The sequence below is a fragment of the Pseudomonas sp. EU05-FHT14B02 genome (assembly GCF_058791055.1).
In genome coordinates, this window is the sequence record NZ_JBYTDD010000035.1 from 39,922 (window position 1) to 56,418 (window position 16,497).

At 60.0% G+C, this 16,497-nt stretch carries 14 protein-coding genes; 6 read left to right on the top strand and 8 right to left on the bottom strand.

The genetic code is table 11. The features are described 5' to 3' along the window. Positions 1-8 precede the first annotated feature (8 nt). Genes AC3WTM_RS25955 through AC3WTM_RS25965 form a run of 3 tightly spaced genes read right to left on the bottom strand, consistent with a single transcriptional unit; the run spans position 9 to position 2,798 of the window. Positions 9-797, bottom strand: coding sequence for an ABC transporter permease (locus AC3WTM_RS25955; protein WP_057714357.1), 789 nt, complete (start codon positions 795-797; stop codon positions 9-11). Continuing rightward, positions 794-1,711, bottom strand: a complete 918-nt coding sequence (locus AC3WTM_RS25960; RefSeq protein WP_102671333.1) for an ABC transporter permease — start codon at positions 1,709-1,711, stop codon at positions 794-796. The genes AC3WTM_RS25955 and AC3WTM_RS25960 overlap by 4 nt, the downstream gene beginning before the upstream one ends. Position 1,712: 1 nt before the next feature. After that, complete coding sequence (locus tag AC3WTM_RS25965) at positions 1,713-2,798, bottom strand: ABC transporter ATP-binding protein (protein ID WP_102671334.1); 1,086 nt, start codon at positions 2,796-2,798, stop codon at positions 1,713-1,715. A 140-nt stretch (positions 2,799-2,938) separates the two neighbouring features. Here AC3WTM_RS25965 and AC3WTM_RS25970 point away from each other — a divergent pair, with 140 nt between their 5' ends. The 4 genes from AC3WTM_RS25970 to AC3WTM_RS25985 all read left to right on the top strand — a co-directional run bounded on the left by AC3WTM_RS25970 (position 2,939) and on the right by AC3WTM_RS25985 (position 6,631). Beyond that, positions 2,939-3,628 carry a GntR family transcriptional regulator gene (locus AC3WTM_RS25970; protein ID WP_007973313.1) on the top strand — a complete coding sequence of 230 codons (690 nt, stop codon included), beginning with the start codon at positions 2,939-2,941 and terminating at the stop codon, positions 3,626-3,628. 164 nt (positions 3,629-3,792) lie between these two features. Continuing rightward, the gene (locus AC3WTM_RS25975) at positions 3,793-5,904 is read left to right on the top strand and encodes a hybrid sensor histidine kinase/response regulator (protein ID WP_102671335.1); all 2,112 of its coding nucleotides are present in this window, start codon (positions 3,793-3,795) and stop codon (positions 5,902-5,904) included. Positions 5,905-6,128: 224 nt separating this feature from the next. Next, complete coding sequence (locus AC3WTM_RS25980; RefSeq protein ID WP_102671336.1) at positions 6,129-6,362, top strand: DUF465 domain-containing protein; 234 nt, start codon at positions 6,129-6,131, stop codon at positions 6,360-6,362. A 107-nt stretch (positions 6,363-6,469) separates the two neighbouring features. Beyond that, complete coding sequence (locus tag AC3WTM_RS25985; RefSeq protein ID WP_173677945.1) at positions 6,470-6,631, top strand: hypothetical protein; 162 nt, start codon at positions 6,470-6,472, stop codon at positions 6,629-6,631. A gap of 147 nt (positions 6,632-6,778) precedes the next feature. Here the strand turns inward: AC3WTM_RS25985 and AC3WTM_RS25990 are convergent, their stop codons facing one another. The 5 genes from AC3WTM_RS25990 to AC3WTM_RS26010 form a co-directional block, all read right to left on the bottom strand. Continuing rightward, positions 6,779-7,858, bottom strand: coding sequence for an SMP-30/gluconolactonase/LRE family protein (locus AC3WTM_RS25990; protein WP_102671337.1), 1,080 nt, complete (start codon positions 7,856-7,858; stop codon positions 6,779-6,781). After that, entirely contained in the window at positions 7,855-9,000 is a 1,146-nt protein-coding gene (locus AC3WTM_RS25995) for a sterol desaturase/SRPBCC family protein (protein WP_102671338.1), read from the bottom strand. The genes AC3WTM_RS25990 and AC3WTM_RS25995 overlap by 4 nt, the downstream gene beginning before the upstream one ends. 106 nt (positions 9,001-9,106) lie before the next feature. Then, complete coding sequence (locus AC3WTM_RS26000; RefSeq protein WP_102671339.1) at positions 9,107-9,970, bottom strand: LysR family transcriptional regulator; 864 nt, start codon at positions 9,968-9,970, stop codon at positions 9,107-9,109. Between the two features lie 132 nt (positions 9,971-10,102). Continuing rightward, the gene (locus AC3WTM_RS26005) at positions 10,103-10,417 is read right to left on the bottom strand and encodes an SCP2 sterol-binding domain-containing protein (RefSeq protein ID WP_007946492.1); all 315 of its coding nucleotides are present in this window, start codon (positions 10,415-10,417) and stop codon (positions 10,103-10,105) included. Positions 10,418-10,482: 65 nt separating this feature from the next. Further along, the gene (locus AC3WTM_RS26010; RefSeq protein WP_102671340.1) at positions 10,483-11,193 is read right to left on the bottom strand and encodes a histidine phosphatase family protein; all 711 of its coding nucleotides are present in this window, start codon (positions 11,191-11,193) and stop codon (positions 10,483-10,485) included. 201 nt (positions 11,194-11,394) lie between these two features. Between AC3WTM_RS26010 and sohB the strand changes: the two genes are divergently transcribed. Both sohB and AC3WTM_RS26020 read left to right on the top strand, forming a co-directional pair. Beyond that, positions 11,395-12,417: a protease SohB gene (gene sohB / locus AC3WTM_RS26015; protein ID WP_090455662.1), complete on the top strand. Its 1,023-nt coding sequence runs from the start codon at positions 11,395-11,397 to the stop codon at positions 12,415-12,417. Between the two features lie 187 nt (positions 12,418-12,604). Then, positions 12,605-16,492, top strand: a complete 3,888-nt coding sequence (locus AC3WTM_RS26020) for a dermonecrotic toxin domain-containing protein (RefSeq protein WP_102671341.1) — start codon at positions 12,605-12,607, stop codon at positions 16,490-16,492. Positions 16,493-16,497 lie beyond the last annotated feature (5 nt).

Consider the following 16,497-nt stretch of genomic DNA (forward strand, 5'->3'; position numbering starts at 1 on the left):
CTCCAGGCTTATTGTTGTTTGCCGCGCTGTCCCAGCCAGAAGGCCAGCACTACCAGCACGATGGAAATCACCAGCATCAGGGTCGAAATCGCATTGATCTCCGGCGTTACGCCGGCCTTGATGGCTGAGAAGATGTATACCGGCAAGGTTGTCGAACCCGGCCCGGCGACGAAGAAGGTCATGATGAAATCGTCGAGGCTGACCACGAACGCCAGCACCGAACCGGACAGCACCGCCGGCCACAGCAGCGGCAAGGTCACCCGGCGAAACACCTGCCAGGGATTGGCGTACAGGTCGTTCGCCGCTTCCAGCAGGCTCTTGTCCAGGTCGTTGAGCCGCGCGCGGATCGGCAGGTAGGCGAAGGGAATGCAGAAGCCGATGTGCGCGACGATCACCGTCAGCAGACCAAGCTTGATCCCCAATGCCATGAACAGCAGCAGGGTGGCCACGGCGGTGACGATCTCCGGCAGGATCAGTGGCAGGTTGATCCCGCCCTCGACCATTTTCTGTCCGTAGAACGGCCGGTAGGTCGCCAGTGCCGCGAGCAGGGCAATCGCCGTGGCGCACACCGTAGCGATACTGGCGACGATGATCGAGTTGAGCGCCGCGGTCTGGATCGACGGGTTGGCCAGGATTCGCCCGTACCAGTCGAACGAGAACTCGGTCCACACCGTTGCCGAGCGGTTGGCGTTGAAGCTGTAGGCGATCAACACGAAAATCGGCAGGTATAGATAGGCCAGCATCAACAGGCTGACTTCACGGGTCAGCGGCAGTTTCTTCAGGTGCAGGGCGATCATGCTTGTGCTCCCGGGCGTTGGGTCTTGGCGGCTTTGCGGCTATAGAGGGCGTAGAGCACCAGGGACAGCAACATGATCCCCAGCAACAGGAACGACAGCGAACTGCCCAGCGGCCAGTTGCGCGCGGTACCGAACTGCTGCTGGATCAGGTTGCCGATCATCAGCGTCTTGCCGCCGCCAAGGATCGCCGGGGTAATGAAGGCTCCCAGGCTTGGCACGAACACCAGCAAGGCACCTGCGATCACCCCCGGCATCGACAGTGGCAGGATGATCCGCCGCAACGCGTGCCAGCGATTGGCACCCAGGTCATAGGCGGCTTCCACCAGACGCCAGTCGAGTTTTTCCAGGGTCGAGTAGATTGGCAGAATCATGAATGGCAGGAAGCTGTAGACCAGTCCGACGCTGACCGCGAAGTCGTTGTAGAGCAGGGTGATGCCGCCGGCCTGCGGCAACAGCGCGTTGAGGCTCTGGGCGACCCAGCCGTGCTCGCGCAGAATGATCAACCAAGCGTAGTTGCGGATCAGCAGGTTGGTCCAGAACGGGATGGTGATCAGCAACACCATCAGGTTGCGCCGACGGGGTGTCAGGCTCGACATCCACAACGCCACGGGGAAGCCGAACAGGAAACACAGGACCGTGGTGCCACCGGCCTGGAACACCGAACGCAGCAATGCCTGGGCGTAGACCCAGTTCAGCTCCAGTTCGCCATCGAAACCTTCCTGGAAAAACAGTTGCACGTAGCTTTGCAATTGCCAGTCGGCCTGCCAGTCGACGCCGCCATAGACGTTGCGCGGCAGCAGGCTGATGTAGCCCATGATGCCCAGCGGAATGGCGATCAGGGCCAACAGGGTCAGGACCACCGGGCTGAGCAACAGCGCACGGTTCAGGGCTGGGGAAGTGCTGCTGACACTCATCTCAGGCCTCCATCAACAGGCAGGCGTGGGGCGGCAGGTTGACTGCGACGCGATCACCCACCACCCGACCGTGGTTCAGGCCTTCGTTGTTCTCGCGCAGCATGACCTTGATGTCGTTGTTCAGGCGGCATTGATAAAGCGTGGCCGTGCCGACATACAGCACGGCCTCGATCACGCCGCGCAGGTGATGCGGCTGCGTCGGCTCGACCAGTTGCGAACGCTCGGGGCGGAACGCCAGTTGCACCTTGCTGCCGTCAAAGCCATGGGCCGGGCAGGGGATTTCCACGGGCATGCCGTTGGGCACGAAGAGCTTTTCGTTCTGTTGGCCACGTTTGATATGGCCGGGAAGGAAGTTGATGTCGCCGATGAATTGCGCGACGAACTGGTGTTGCGGCCGTTCGTAGATTTCATTGGGCGAGCCGATTTGCAGGATCTTGCCGGCGGACATCACGGCGATGCGATCGGACAGGGTCAGCGCTTCTTCCTGATCGTGGGTGACGAAAATGAAGGTGATCCCGGCTTCTTTCTGTACGCGCTTGAGTTCGACCTGCATTTCCTTGCGCAGCTTGAGGTCCAGGGCCGACAGCGGTTCGTCCAGTAACAGCACTTTGGGTTTTGGCGCCAGGGCCCGGGCCAGAGCCACCCGTTGCTGTTGGCCGCCGGACAGTTCGGCCGGTTTACGCTTGGCCAGGTGCTGCATTTGCACGAGTGCGAGCATCTCATCGACCCGCTGCGGAATCAGTTTGCGATCAAGGCCCTGCATCTCTAGGCCGAAGGCGATATTCTGCGCAACACTCATGTGCGGAAACAGCGCGTAACTCTGGAACACCGTGTTGACCCGACGCTTGAACGGCGGCAAATCGTTGACCGGTTCGCCCGCGAGGCGGATTTCACCGTCGCTGACATGCTCGAAGCCGGCGATGGTGCGCAGCAGGGTGGTTTTGCCGCAGCCGGAGGGGCCGAGCAGGGTGAAGAATTCGTTGTCGGCAATGTCCACCGAGACGTTATCGAGAGCTGGTGCCAGCCCCGGATCGTCGGAATATCGCTTTGAGACGTTTCGCACTTCGATTGCTGTTGGATGACCCATAATGGTGCATTCCTCTAATTATTGTATGCAAAATCTGGATGCAATTTAGAAATACCCGGATTAATCTGTCCGTGCAAGCCCCTTTTTCAATGGCCGTTCATTCGCCAGGGTCGTTTGCACAGGGCGCAAGGAGTTGATGAATGACGGAAAAGAAACTGGAAACCACGGTCGACCGCGTCTACCAAGGGGTTTACGAGGCGATCAGCAAGCGTTCGTTGCGTCCGGGCATGAAGCTCGGCGAAGCCTCTTTGGCCGAGCTGTTCAATGTCAGCCGCACGTCTGTCCGGGCCGCGCTCAAGCAATTGGAGGCCGACGGACTGGTCACCACCGAGCCCAATAAAGGTGCGTCGGTGTCGCTGCCCAGTGATGAAGAGATCCGTTCGCTGTTCGAAACCCGGCGTCTGGTCGAGATCGGCATCGTCAGTGAACTGTGCCGTCGTCGCGACACGGCGGTAACCCAGGACCTGCGCGATCACTTGCTGTTGGAGGATGAAGCGCATCAAAGCGGTGATCACGAGCGGTTGATTCACCTGCTCGGCGAGTTCCACATCAAACTGGCCCGCAGCCTGAACAACCCGGTGCTGCTCGACTGGTTCCAGAAGCTGATTTCCCGGGCGTCGCTGTATGCCGCCGCTCTGGATGACGACAGCCACGAAGCCTGCCGCGACGACGAACACTTGCGGCTGATCGAATACATCGAAGCAGGCAACCAGAGTGCGGCCATCGAGCTGACCTGCATGCATTTGAATGGCATCGAGAAGGCCATTCTGGATGTCGCGGCCACCCTGAAAAGCAGTTACAACCCGCTGAAGCACTTGATCGAGGTGTAGTGCACGGACTCTCGGTTATCGAGGACCAATTTGTGGGAGCGGGCTTGCTCGCTCCCACAAGGGGTCTCCAGTGGCCCGCGAGAATCAGCTATACCTCTATGAAACGAATAGCGTGCAGGATGCTCGAAACAAACGGGTGCAACTTACCGGGATAGAGCCAGCCGATGCAGTTTCTAGAGGAAAGCCACGGGTGCTCCGGGTGGAACGGCGAAATGGCCGGGCGCATTCGTGCGTTCGACTGGAGCCTGACCGAACTTGGCCCGCTAGATTCATGGTCCAGGAGCCTGAGCAGCGCGGTCCAGTTGATGCTCGCGTCCCCACTGCCGATGGTGATGCTCTGGGGCCAGTCCGGGTACATGATCTATAACGACGCTTATTCCAAGTTTGCCGGTGGGCGTCATCCGTATCTGCTCGGCTCTGCCGTGGAACTGGGTTGGCCGGAAGTTGCCGAATTCAATCGCCACGTGGTCGACACCTGCCTGGCGGGCGGCACCTTGTCCTATCGCAACAAAGAACTGGTGCTGCTGCGTGACGGGGTTCCGGAAGATGTCTGGATGGACCTCTACTACAGCCCGGTGGCCGACGATGACGGGCGCCCGGCCGGGGTCATGTCCATGGTGGTGGAAACCACGGAGCGGGTGATCTCCGAGCAACGGCGACAAGTGGCTGAAGACGCCTACCGCGCCGACAACGAACGGGTACGCCTGGCGCTCAACGCCGGCGCATTGCTCGGCTCCTTTGTCTGGGACATCAAGGCCAACGTGCTGACGGGTGACGAGCGCTTCGCGCGCGCGTTCTCCTATCCACCTGGGCAAGACCTGCAAAACCTGTCTCAGGAAATCGCTGAAAGCCGGATCCATCCGGATGACCGCAGTTGGGTTCAGGAACGAGTCAGACTGTCGGTGGAGACGGGCGAGCCCTACAACGTCGAATACCGGATCCGGCGCCCGGATGGCAGCTACCTCTGGGTACTCGCCAGTGGTTGTTGCGAGTTCAATGAGCAGGGCGAGGCGTTTCGTTTCCCCGGCGTGCTGATCGACATCCACGAACGCAAGACCGCCGAAGAGTCCCTGCTCAAGTTCACCCGCAACCTGGAACAGCGGGTGGCCGATGAGGTCGAGGCGCGGCTGGCGGCGGAAGAACAACTGCGCCAGTCACAGAAGCTGGAAGCCATCGGCGGTCTCACCGGCGGTGTGGCCCATGATTTCAACAACCTGTTGCAAGTGATCGCCGGCAACCTGCACCTGCTCGCGCGTCATGAACCGGGTAACGCCAATGTGCAGCGCCGGGTCTCGGCGTCGATTGCCGCCGTCGAGCGCGGTGCCAAGCTGTCTTCGCAACTGCTTGCATTCGCCCGTCGCCAACCCTTGTCACCCGCGGTCTTTACATTGCGGGAGATTTTCGATGGCTTGGCAGAGCTGTTGCTGCGTGCCCTGGGTGAAACCCTTCAGGTTCACATGACGGCACCTGAAGATTCCTGGAGCGTGTTTGTCGATCGCAATCAACTGGAAAACGCCATTCTCAATCTGGCGATCAATGCCCGTGATGCCCTTCAAGGCGAGGGCAGGATTGACCTTTGTGCGGAAAACATCACCCTCGATCGCAAATTTTGCGCCGCAAAGGGCATTGCTCCCGGGGACTATGTGCGGGTGTCTGTAACGGATACCGGTGTCGGCATGTCGCCGCAGGTGCTGGCCCAGGCGTTCGAACCGTTCTTCACCACCAAGGCCGACGGGCAGGGCACAGGGCTGGGGTTGAGCATGGTGTTCGGTTTCGTCAAGCAGAGTGGCGGTCATATCGAAATCGCCAGCGACGTGGGGCGGGGGACCCGGGTGCAGCTGTACTTCCCGCGCACCTTGCGCGCGGCCCCCAGCGAAACGTCGGGCCCTGATGTGCCGCAACGGGGCGGGCACGAACGCATCCTGGTGGTCGAGGACAATGAGGCCGTGAGGGTATCGGCGGTGGAGTTGTTGCGCGAGGAGGGCTATCAGGTCCTCACGGCCACCAACGGTGACGTCGCCATGCAAATGTTGCTGGAAGGGCTGGCGGTGGATCTGATTTTCACCGACGTGGTCATGCCCGGCCTGATCAAGAGTTCGGACCTGGCGGCCTGGGCGAAAGTGCAGGAGCCACCGGTGGCTGTGTTGTTCACCTCGGGGCATACCCGCGACATCATCTCGCGCAATCACCAGCTCAATCCCGACACTCACCTGCTAAGCAAACCCTACAACCCCGAAGCACTGACGCAGATGGTGCGCACGGTGCTTAACGGCTGACAAGAACAGGTGATTCTCCACGCAGGTTTTCAAAGGTGACCGAGTGATCGTCAACCCGTGGAGGCGCCGGTGCAGGCAAGGTTTTATCGCATTGGCGACCGGACGACGAACGGACACCGCTGGTCTGACAGGTGGTCGACAGAACAGGCTAACCGAGGCCATTCTGATAGTTGGTGAACGCAATTGATCGCGTTTCGCTGCCGATCAACAAACGGAGGTGTTCCATGCCGGTGCCCCATGACCTTTATCAGGATCTGAAACGCTCAAAGGAAGAAGTCCAGCAGAAACGCACCAAGGATCCGTTACTGGATTCACTGCTTAACAAGTATTCCCAGGCGGATGCCGAAGTGGTGAGAGCAGAGGAGGCCAAGTCCAACGATGACACCGTAAGGAAGCTCAAGGAGGCACGTCTGCTGGTCAAGGACAAGATCGTCAAGCAACTTGGCTCGTCGTCCTGACCCAGCGAGCTGCCACCGACGACCGGTGGCGGGAAAGTTGGAACGGCATCACAACCGGCACCTCGAATGTTCAGAGACCGCTGTTATGGCTCTCAACGAGGTGCCTCATGACCCAGCCCAAATACCCCAGTGAACAACAGGGTGGCTACGACCCGATCCCCACTCATCCCGAACCCCTGAGCCCCGAACACACCACGGTCAATCCCGAGGAAGAGCCGGGCATCGATGAGTGGCCGGATGATGAGGGTGTCGACATCGATCCAGAATGAACACCGCCCTCTGTAGGAGCGAGCTTGCTCGCGATGGTCGTTAACGATGCCGCGTGTTTACTGACTAAACGCAGTGCATTTGAGTCCATCGCGAGCAGGCTCGCTCCTACAGGGGGGGGGCTTCGGTGAGTTCAGGAAGGGGCCTGCTCATTGCAATGCCTTGCTCAACGGCAACCGCGCCATGTTCCGGGCTTTCAGCGAACCGAAATACAACCAGTCCCCATACTCGCGCACGGTGGTGATGGGGGAGTAATTGTCGCTGCTGCCGTCCTGCAGGTTGGCAATCACTTTGCCCTCAAGGTCCAGTCCCAGGACAAATCCGCGTTTTTCCACGGGCTTTGGCAAGACGGTCATGGCTCGCACGATCATTTTGCGCACGAACGGATGCGCCGCCGTGCCGTCGAGCAAGGCGTTCCGGGGTGCATACAGTGCCACCCAGAATCGGTCGTGACCATTGAACGACAGGTTGTCCGGCAGCCCCGGCAGGTTGTCGATAAACAGGTCGTGAGTGCCAGCCTTCGGACCGCTGAGCCAATAACGAGTGATGCGGTAAGCGCCGGTTTCATTGACCAATACATAGGCATCATCCGGTCCCAGGGTCACGCCGTTGGCAAACTCCAACTTATCCAGCACAACCGAGGTTTTGCCGGTCTGGAAGTCGTAGCGCAGCAGTCGACCGTCGCCGCTGTGTTCGATCACGGCCTCATCGTCGTGGCCATAGCCGAAGCGGCTCGAAGCATCGCTGAAGTAAGCGTAGTGACCGGGTTTGTCGATGGCCACGTCGTCGGTAAAACCGAAGGGAACGCCGCCGGCCTCTGTGGTCAAGGCCACCAGGCGTCCCTGAGCGTCGAGGGACAACAAGCCTTTTACGGCATCGGCAATCACCAACAGGCCATTGGGATGCCGGGCCAGGCCCAGTGGCCGGCCACCGGTATCGGCCAGGATTTTGGTGGTCTTGCCGTCCAGGCTCGTACGGATCAGGCGTCCGTCGTGCAGGCCGGTGATGAGCATGTCGTTTTCCAGCAACAAGGCTTCCGGCCCGTCGATATTGGCGGCGCCGACACGTTCCACCTCCTTGAGCCGCTGATTGTCGGCGTAGATTCCACTGGTGAGGGACGGCGCGGCTTGTGGTGTCCAGGCCACCGGTCGCACCTTGGTGGGCATCAGCATCAGGAAGGCGCCGATGACGACGATGACCAGCAACAGACATTTGAAGGTCCTGCTCACACGCCGACTCCTGTTGCGGCCAGATACTTCTGTGCCATGTCGCGCAATGCCCGCATCGACGCCGCCGATTCCCGATCGATGCGCCGCTTGAGCAACAAGCGGTTGGCAATGCGCATTGCCAGGCCGCTGAATTGATATTCCAGGGTGCGGACGAAACGTGTGTCTTCGCCTGTGGCATCGCATTCATAGGTCACCACCAGCGACAGGCCGTGGTCACCCCGGGCCTCGGCGCTCCAGCGCCGCCCGGGCAGGTACTCCGCCACCTCCCAGCGCAAGTGCCCGTCGCGCCCGCCGGCACGGATGTCTTCCTCGAATCGTGCGCCGGCATGCAGCGGGCCTTTTGGCCCGTCGATGCGCAGCGACGACGGATGCCATTGCGGCCAAAGGGTCACGGTGCTGGCGTAGGCAAGTACCTGGATCGGGTTTCCGGCAATGACAACCTGATGCTGCATGCGGGTCATGGGGGTTCTCGTCGGGTTGAGTGGCTCAGGTTCCGGCTCCCAATAGAGGGTGCCGAACAGGTAGTCCATTAGTGGGAAAACGATGTTGAAATTACGCGCCTGCATCAGTTCACGGCGGTGGTGCAGTTCGTGCAGCCGGCGCATCTGGCGGATCCACGGCAGCCGTGTGAGCGGGTTGCGCGACGGCAGATGCTCGCAGGCATGAAACACTTCATAAGTCAGGTAGCCGAGGACAAGAAGGCCGCCGACCAATCCGGCGATGTTGGTATTGATGTGCTTGAGCAGCCACCAGAGGGGCAGGGCGACGGCGAGGGTATGCAGCACGATCAGCCACGCTGGAAACAGAATCACCCGCCAGTCGCGGGCGCTGTCGTAGGTCATGTGGCCGGGGGTGAAAAAGCTGTGGTGGTCGCCTGCATGACGGGCGTAAAACAGCCGGGCGAAGCTCTTTTTATGATGCCCCAGGTGGCGATGCACCATGTACACACCAAGGTTGAATAACAGCAGCGTGACGGGCACCGCCAGCCATTCCGTTGGCCGCACCTGATGGACGTTGCTCCAGAAGACGCTGATCGCCAGTGCCCCGAACACCAGGACAAACGCGCCATGCAGCCAAGGGTTGTAGAGCGGATGAATGTCGGCGCGGTAACGGCCGCGGAATCCTTCGGTGGTCTGCCTCACTGCAATCACCTGTCGTTTTTGTTATCTCTTTCAGATTAGCCGATCCCGGTGATTTGACGGACCGAACCTTAAGGACACAACGGCCATGATCCGGTGCAAACCGGTCTCAGGTCAGCGGATCCCATCGCTGCGACCAGTCTTCGTCGGAGTCGATGACTTTACGCAGCAGGTCGAAGGCGCGTTGCAGCGTCGGCGAGTCACGATCGCGCGAGTAGACCAGATAGGTCGGGTAGTTGAATTCCGGCGCCTTGGGCACCCGCTCCAGGGCGCCGCTTTGCAGATAACTCTGCACGACGCGGGTGCGGAAGTAGCCACTGCCGCCGTTTTCGAGAAGATACTGCAAGCCCAGCGGGCCCAGATTGAAACTCAGCGCAGCCTTGGCCTTCTCCGGCAGCGCGGCGTCGTGTTGGCGTCGAAAATCAGCCCCCCAATCGATGTAAACATAAGGATCGGGCTTGTCGGCCAGGCGCACGAGAATCAGTTTTTCTTCGAGAATCTGCTCGACCTGCAGACGTGGCCAATATTCGGGCTGATACACCAGCGCGGCATCCAGAACGCCCAACTCCAGTTGGCGCAGCAGGTTTTCGCCGTCGCGGATTTCCATGCGCAGGGCATGGCTGGGGATGTTCTTGCGAATTTCGCCGGCCCAGCCGAGCATCAACGGGTTGCACAGACTCACCTCGCCACCGATGTGCAACACATCGCGATAACCTTCGGGCAACGGCAAATCACGCCGCGCGGCTTCCCAGGTTTGCACCAGCTGATTGGCGTACACCACGAACGCTTCGCCATTGGGCGTCAAACGGGCGCCGGCACGATTACGCACGAACAGGGTGCTGCCCAGTTGGCCCTCGAGTTTTTGTACCCGTGCGGTGATCGCGGTCTGGGTGACATGGAGCTTCTCGGCAGCCGCGGCCAGGCTGCCATGGCGAACGATTTCGAGGAAGGTGCGGGCGAGGTCGATGTCCATGGGGTGGCCGGTGTGGGAAGTTCAGGCATTGTAAGCTCCCTTGCAACAGGGCAGGCAAAAACGACGAATCCCGCCACTAAGGGCGGGATTCGTTTGCAGCAAGCATGCTCCCGAAGTTCGGGAACCAGGTGCTTACGACGGGAACAGTTCGGACAGTTTCATCGCCAGCATCATGTCGCCTTCAGCGCGCAGTTTGCCGCCCATGAACGCTTGCATGCCGTCAGTCGAACCGTCGACGATGCCTTGCAGAGTTTCGCCGTCCATCACCAGGGTCACCTGGGCGTCCGGGTTCTCGCCTTCCTGCAGTTCGCAGGTGCTGTCTTTGACGATCAGCGAGAAGTTCTTGGTGTCGTCGATGCGGAAACCGAAGACCAGGTCCAGACCGGCGGCAGCGGCTGGGTTGAACTTGGCTTTCATTGCTTGTACGGCATCAGCTACGGAGGTCATGGTTCGATCCTTTCTTGGGTAATAAGAGCTGGGTGATTACAGCCAGGGGTCACAATAATCCGGACTCAGCGAAACGTGATGAGTTCCGGGGCCTTCAACAGTTGCAGGTGTGCATGACTGTTGAAGGAAGCCAGGGACACCTCGCGACCACGAAACTTAAGCTGGTTGAGCGAGGTGTTGACGATTTGCCAGTTCAATTCAAAGGCCTGCCGGGCAGGCATTTGCGTAATCAGGTGGAGCAGGGCGGTGATGGTGCCTCCGGACGTGAACACGGCGATTTTCTGGGTGTTGTCGGCCTGGTCGAGAATGCGGTGCAGACCGGCCCGCACCCGCTCGACAAACCCCAGCCAGCTCTCCAGGCCCGGTGTGTCGTAGGTCCCGGCCAGCCAGCGCTCGATGATCAGGGCGAAGATACGCTGGAACTCACCACGGTTTTGCGCGGCGTTGCGCAAGATGTGCAACGCTTCGGGTTCGTCCGGCAGCATGGCCGGCAGCAGTGCGCGGATCACTGCATCGGCGTCGAACTCATTGAAGGCGGAGTCAGTTTCCAGCAGCGGCACCGGCAGGCCTGCCGCGGCGAATTGTTCCAGCGCGCTGTTGGCCGTGTGCTGCTGTCGGCGCAGATCCCCCGCCAGGCAGCGGTCGAAGCTGATTCCGAGTTCGGCCAGGTGTCGACCCAGGATTTCCGCCTGACGAATACCGGTCGGCGACAGCACGTCGTAGTCGTCTGCACCGAAGGAGGCCTGGCCATGTCGAATCAAATAGATGCTGCCCACGTCCGCGTCTTCCCGGTACGTTGAAGGTTTGGCGAGGTTATGAGGATGGCGGTGTGCTGTCAATGAAAAAACATACGCTTGTTTGAAATGGCCGTTACAGGCCTGTTACCAGAGCTTTCACGGCTGGTAGCAAGGTCGGCGCATGGGTATGCTGGAGGTATCCCGCGCGCGTTCAAGCCGCGCATCGTTTGAGGAGTCCCTGTGGAGTTTTTTTCCGAGTACGCCATTTTTCTGGCCAAGACCGTGACCCTGGTGATCGCCATTTTGGTGGTCCTGGCCAGTTTTGCGGCCTTGCGCAGCAAGGGGCGGCGCAAGTCGTCGGGCCAGTTGCAGGTCAGCAAACTCAATGATTTCTACAAAGGGCTGCGCGAACGCCTGGAGCAGACGCTGCTCGACAAGGATCAGCTCAAGGCCTTGCGCAAGACCCAAGCTAAAACCGACAAGAAACAGAAGAAAAAACCCGAGGCCAAGCCCCGGGTGTTCGTGCTCGATTTCAATGGCGATATCAAGGCTTCGGCCACCGAAAGCCTTCGCCACGAAATCACTGCCTTGCTGACCCTGGCCACACCGAAGGACGAAGTGGTGCTGCGCCTGGAAAGCGGCGGTGGCATGGTTCACAGCTACGGCCTGGCCTCTTCGCAACTGGCGCGTATCCGTGAGGCCGGCGTGCCCTTGACCGTGTGCATCGACAAGGTCGCGGCCAGCGGTGGCTACATGATGGCGTGCATCGGCCAGAAGATCATCAGCGCACCCTTCGCGATCCTCGGCTCGATTGGCGTGGTGGCGCAGTTACCCAACATCAACCGCTTGCTGAAAAAGCACGACATCGACTTCGAAGTGCTGACCGCTGGTGAGTACAAACGCACACTGACCGTGTTTGGCGAAAACACCGAGAAGGGCCGGGAGAAGTTCCAGCAAGACCTGGACATCACCCATCAACTGTTCAAAAACTTCGTGTCGCGCTATCGCCCGCAACTGGCGATCGATGAAGTGGCCACCGGCGAAATCTGGCTCGGCGTGGCAGCGCTGGAAAAACACCTGGTCGACGAACTCAAGACCAGCGACGAGTACCTAGCCGAACGCGCCAGGCAGTCCGAGCTTTATCACCTGCACTATGCCGAGCGCAAAAGCCTGCAAGAGCGCATTGGCATGGCCGCCAGCGGCTCGGTCGATCGTGTGTTGCTGAGCTGGTGGAGCCGTTTGACCCAGCAACGCTTCTGGTAACGGGGCAGGAGATATTGCAAAACAACCAGCCGGGGCATTTGCCCCGGTTTTTTTTTGCCTGCGAATACTTGCCTGATGTCCTCCACGGCCCGGCGAAATCTCTGTAGGCAGCAGGCGACCGTTCCTGCTTTCGGCAATGCGGTGGCTGGTTATGTTGGTGTTCCGGAACAATTGCCATGGAACGCATATGAATGACCATCAGACACCGCTTTTTCCCGATCTTGCGCCGCTGCGCGAAATACTGACGTCTGTGGTGGGCGCGGCTTTGCCGCAGTCTCCCGAGCAGTTCGGTGCCCAGTTGATCAAAGCAAAATGGGGGCCAGACATCGACCCGCAAAAGGCCCTGTTGGTCACCCTGGATTACCGCTATCGCGGGCACCCACCGCAGGGCGGTATTGAGCAAGGCCAGGTGGCAAACACGCTAACCCTGGTGCAGGCGTTGCTGGCGAACTACCAGACCGTCGGTGACGGGCGTTTTGCCGAAAGCGCATTTGGCTTGTACACACCGCCCGATGTCGGTCCGTCCGTTCGCATCGTGGAGCATGTCGATGAATTCGCCGATCACGGCAATGGCAATCACCACACCTACGAAGGCATCTATCGCCAGACCACGCCCCAGGTCTATGGGCCGGCAACGCAAATTGCCCTGAAGCCAGCGGCATTCAAACAGTGGGTATGGGATCTGGATCTGCAAACCCGCTATCAGGCTTACCTTGATCGCGCGTGGCCCTCCGATAAGCGTATCGTCCAGGCGGCGCCTTACGACCTGAGAACCTCAGTCAAGGCCGCCTTTATCATGAGCGCCTGCCTGCAACATCAGGAGGGCAGTTTGAGTCAGGAAGGCCTGGTCTTGGCCATGCAGGCCGCCGGATTGCCAGCGCAGCAGACCTGGAATGCGTTGACCATCGGCCAGGTGCAGGCGCCCACCCGCATCAGTGCGCCGATCGAGGTCGGGCGGCTGACGATCTATCGCTATACATCGGACGATATCTGGTGTTATCGCCACCGTCACAGCGGCCGGGTCTTGCTGAACATTCCCGGCAACTCTTCACCCTTGCATGAATTCGCCGACTTCCGGCACCTGCGCCAATGGATCGTGGACCAAGGCAGGGTTGCCGCCACACGGCAAGCGCTGGTCGCGCATTTTGCCGAGGACGATCGTGAAGACGGTACCTTCCATGCGGGGGTATCGACGGCGTTGGAGGGCATGGCGGTTTACCCGAAGGAACACTGGCTGAAAAAGAACGCAGGGTTGTTCAACAACGACGGTTTCTGGGCCCCCCAGGACTACATCGACCTTGAGCGCGCGAAGACTGACACCGATCCGTTCGCGCAATTGGTGCTGACCATGAAGCAGGCCTCCATGGCCAGTGTCAAAACCATCCGTGACGATGCCCAGGTCAATCGCGATAACCTGAGCGCGGTGGTGGAGCCGCTCGTTCAGTGGATCAACCGGCTGGGGCCATTGGCATTGTTCATTCCGGGAGGCGAGGGCGTCCTGGTACTGGCCGGGCTGATCGACGCCGGCTATGGCCTCGATCAGGCCATCAACGGTAAAACACCGGAGCAGCGCTCCGAGGGTGTGACGCGCACGGTGTTCGGCTTGCTCAATGCACTCCCGCTGGTTGGGGCGGTGGCGGCACTCAAGGGCGAAGAAAAAATCGCCGGAACGTTGCACGAACCCCGGGAACCCGGGAGCGATCCGCATCCCGAAACGCCGGCCGAGCCCGCCCCCGGACCGGCTCCGGTGCCCGTGTCGACACGTGTGGAGCTGATGCGTGGCGTCTGTACCCCCCTTGCTGCCTTCAGTGATGAGGTATTGGCGCAGATCGCCCGGGTCAGTACGGTCGACGACGATATGCTGCGTCTGATGCAGACTGGCCGCCCGCCGACGCCGTTGCTCGCCGACACTATCACACGCTTCAAGCTCGATCAGGAACTCGAAATCGTCGCCGACCCGCAAGCACGTGCCGGATTGTTCAACGCCCGATATCAGGCGCTCCAGCACTCGGATCATGAGTGGGTTCGCCTGTTTCAGCGGGAATACCAAGGTTTGCCGAAAAGCGCCGTGGAGCAAATCCTCGACCGTTCGGGAGTTGATATCAATCGCCCCGTCGATGCTGACGAGGCGCTGTTACTGTTCAAACGTCTGGACAGCAAGTCGCGGGAGTATCAACAACATGTACGACTCAACCGGGCTTATGAGGGTCTGTACTTGCGTTCGATCGCCCATCCGGAAACCGATGTCCTGGCGTTGCATTCCCTGCCACGCCTGCCCGGTTGGCCGAAAGACTTACGCATCGAAGTGCACGACGGGTCAATCAGTGGCCGGGTCCTGGACCGTTGCGGCCCGCCCGATTCGGCGGATTGCCGGCGCTTGATCAAGGTCGGTGATCGCTATCGGTATTCCACGATGGCGGCTACCGACGGCGACGGTTCGGACCTGTTTACCGCACTGGTCGATCTATTGTCAGGGGAGGAGCGCGCGGCGATGTCGCTGCGCTCCCCAGACGCGGCCAGCCAGTTGCGCTTGCGTATTGGTACACATGCCTTGTCCCGCTCCGAGCTGATACTCGGCTTGAATCGAATGGATTCGCGGTTGCCCTTCGAAGCCAGGGGGTTGCGCGGCGGCGGCTTTCCGAATACGCCACAGGCCGCTGCGCTGACCCATGAAGTCATGCGACTGCAGGTCAAGAATCTGTATCCGGATTTCACCGATGCCCAGGCGGATGAGCTGCTCCTGATGGCGGGTAACGGTGCTCAAGCGCTGGTGGACCGCCTGATTCTCGAGATGCAGCAGTTGCATGCCGATCTGCGCCAGTGGATCGACCAGGCCGTGCTGGATGTCGATGACATGGAGGTGGATTTTCTTGCGGTGGACGATGATGACGCCGCCGGCATGAGCCCTGAGCAGGTGGCGGCACACAATGTCGAACTGCTGCAAACCGTGATCGGCTTTGAGCGTGAAACGCGAACTGAATTGGGCGACGAACTGATGGGCATCTGGCAAAAATGCCCGCCCCAGATCAATAGAGTCATGTCCGGCGAGACGTTCTCTGGTTACAGGCTGGATCTGAGTTTCGAGGATTACCACAGGTTGCCAACGATGAACGTGCGCTTCAATGAGGTCGTCGAGCTATCGATGCGGGGCTTGCACTTGGTCGAGCGCGAGAGCCTGAGCGTCTTTCTCGAAAGTTTTCCGAACCTGCGTTCCCTGAACCTGGAACGTGTCGACCTGCGGCGGCTCAGCACAGACGGAGTGCTGGAAGGTGTGTTGCCCCCACCGATTCGGCAAATGACCCACCTCACTACGCTCAATCTGAGTTCCACCTTTTTGCAGCTTCAGGAGCGCACGGCTTCGCAGTTTTGTGAGCTGGTGAGCTTGCAAATGCTGGATCTGAGTGACAACCCGTTGACTGTACCGCCCGTGGTATTGGGGATGAATGAGCTGCGTGTGTTGAACCTGAGGAACACCGGAATCAGCCATTGTCCGATAGGCATTGCCGATCAGCCGTACTTCACCTCGCTCGACTTGCGAGGCAACCGTATCGGTCGGGTTCCCTACTCGATACTGAATCAGGCGGTGTCCCGGGACCGGGTGAAACTGTGGGGTAATCCGCTGACGGATGAAGACACGTTGATGCGCCTGGTGAGTCATCGTGAGCGCACCGGTATCAACTTGTGGTTGAGTGAGCCGGGTGCCGATTACGGCAGTGCGACGCCCTGGCTGGAGGAGGGTGATGTAAGTGTGCGCGAGATGCGGCAACAGATCTGGCAACGATTGGCCGTCAAGCCATCGGGCAGTGCGTTGCTCCGGGTCGTGGATGGATTGAGCCTGACGGCGGATTTTCGGGTTGGTTATTGGTCGCTGCAGGCGCGTGTGTGGCGCTTGCTCCACGAAGCGGATGCGTCAGAAGAGTTGTGGGGCTGGTTGCTGCGCTGTGTCGAAACGCGGATGGCCGATGCGGACAATCCGTTCAGGCTATTCGTGGTGCTGGAAGATCGAGCCCGGCTGTACCGCGACTGGGTCGCCATGGGGCGTCCGATTCCGCTGGTGGATAATCCGGTGTTTTAGCGCGA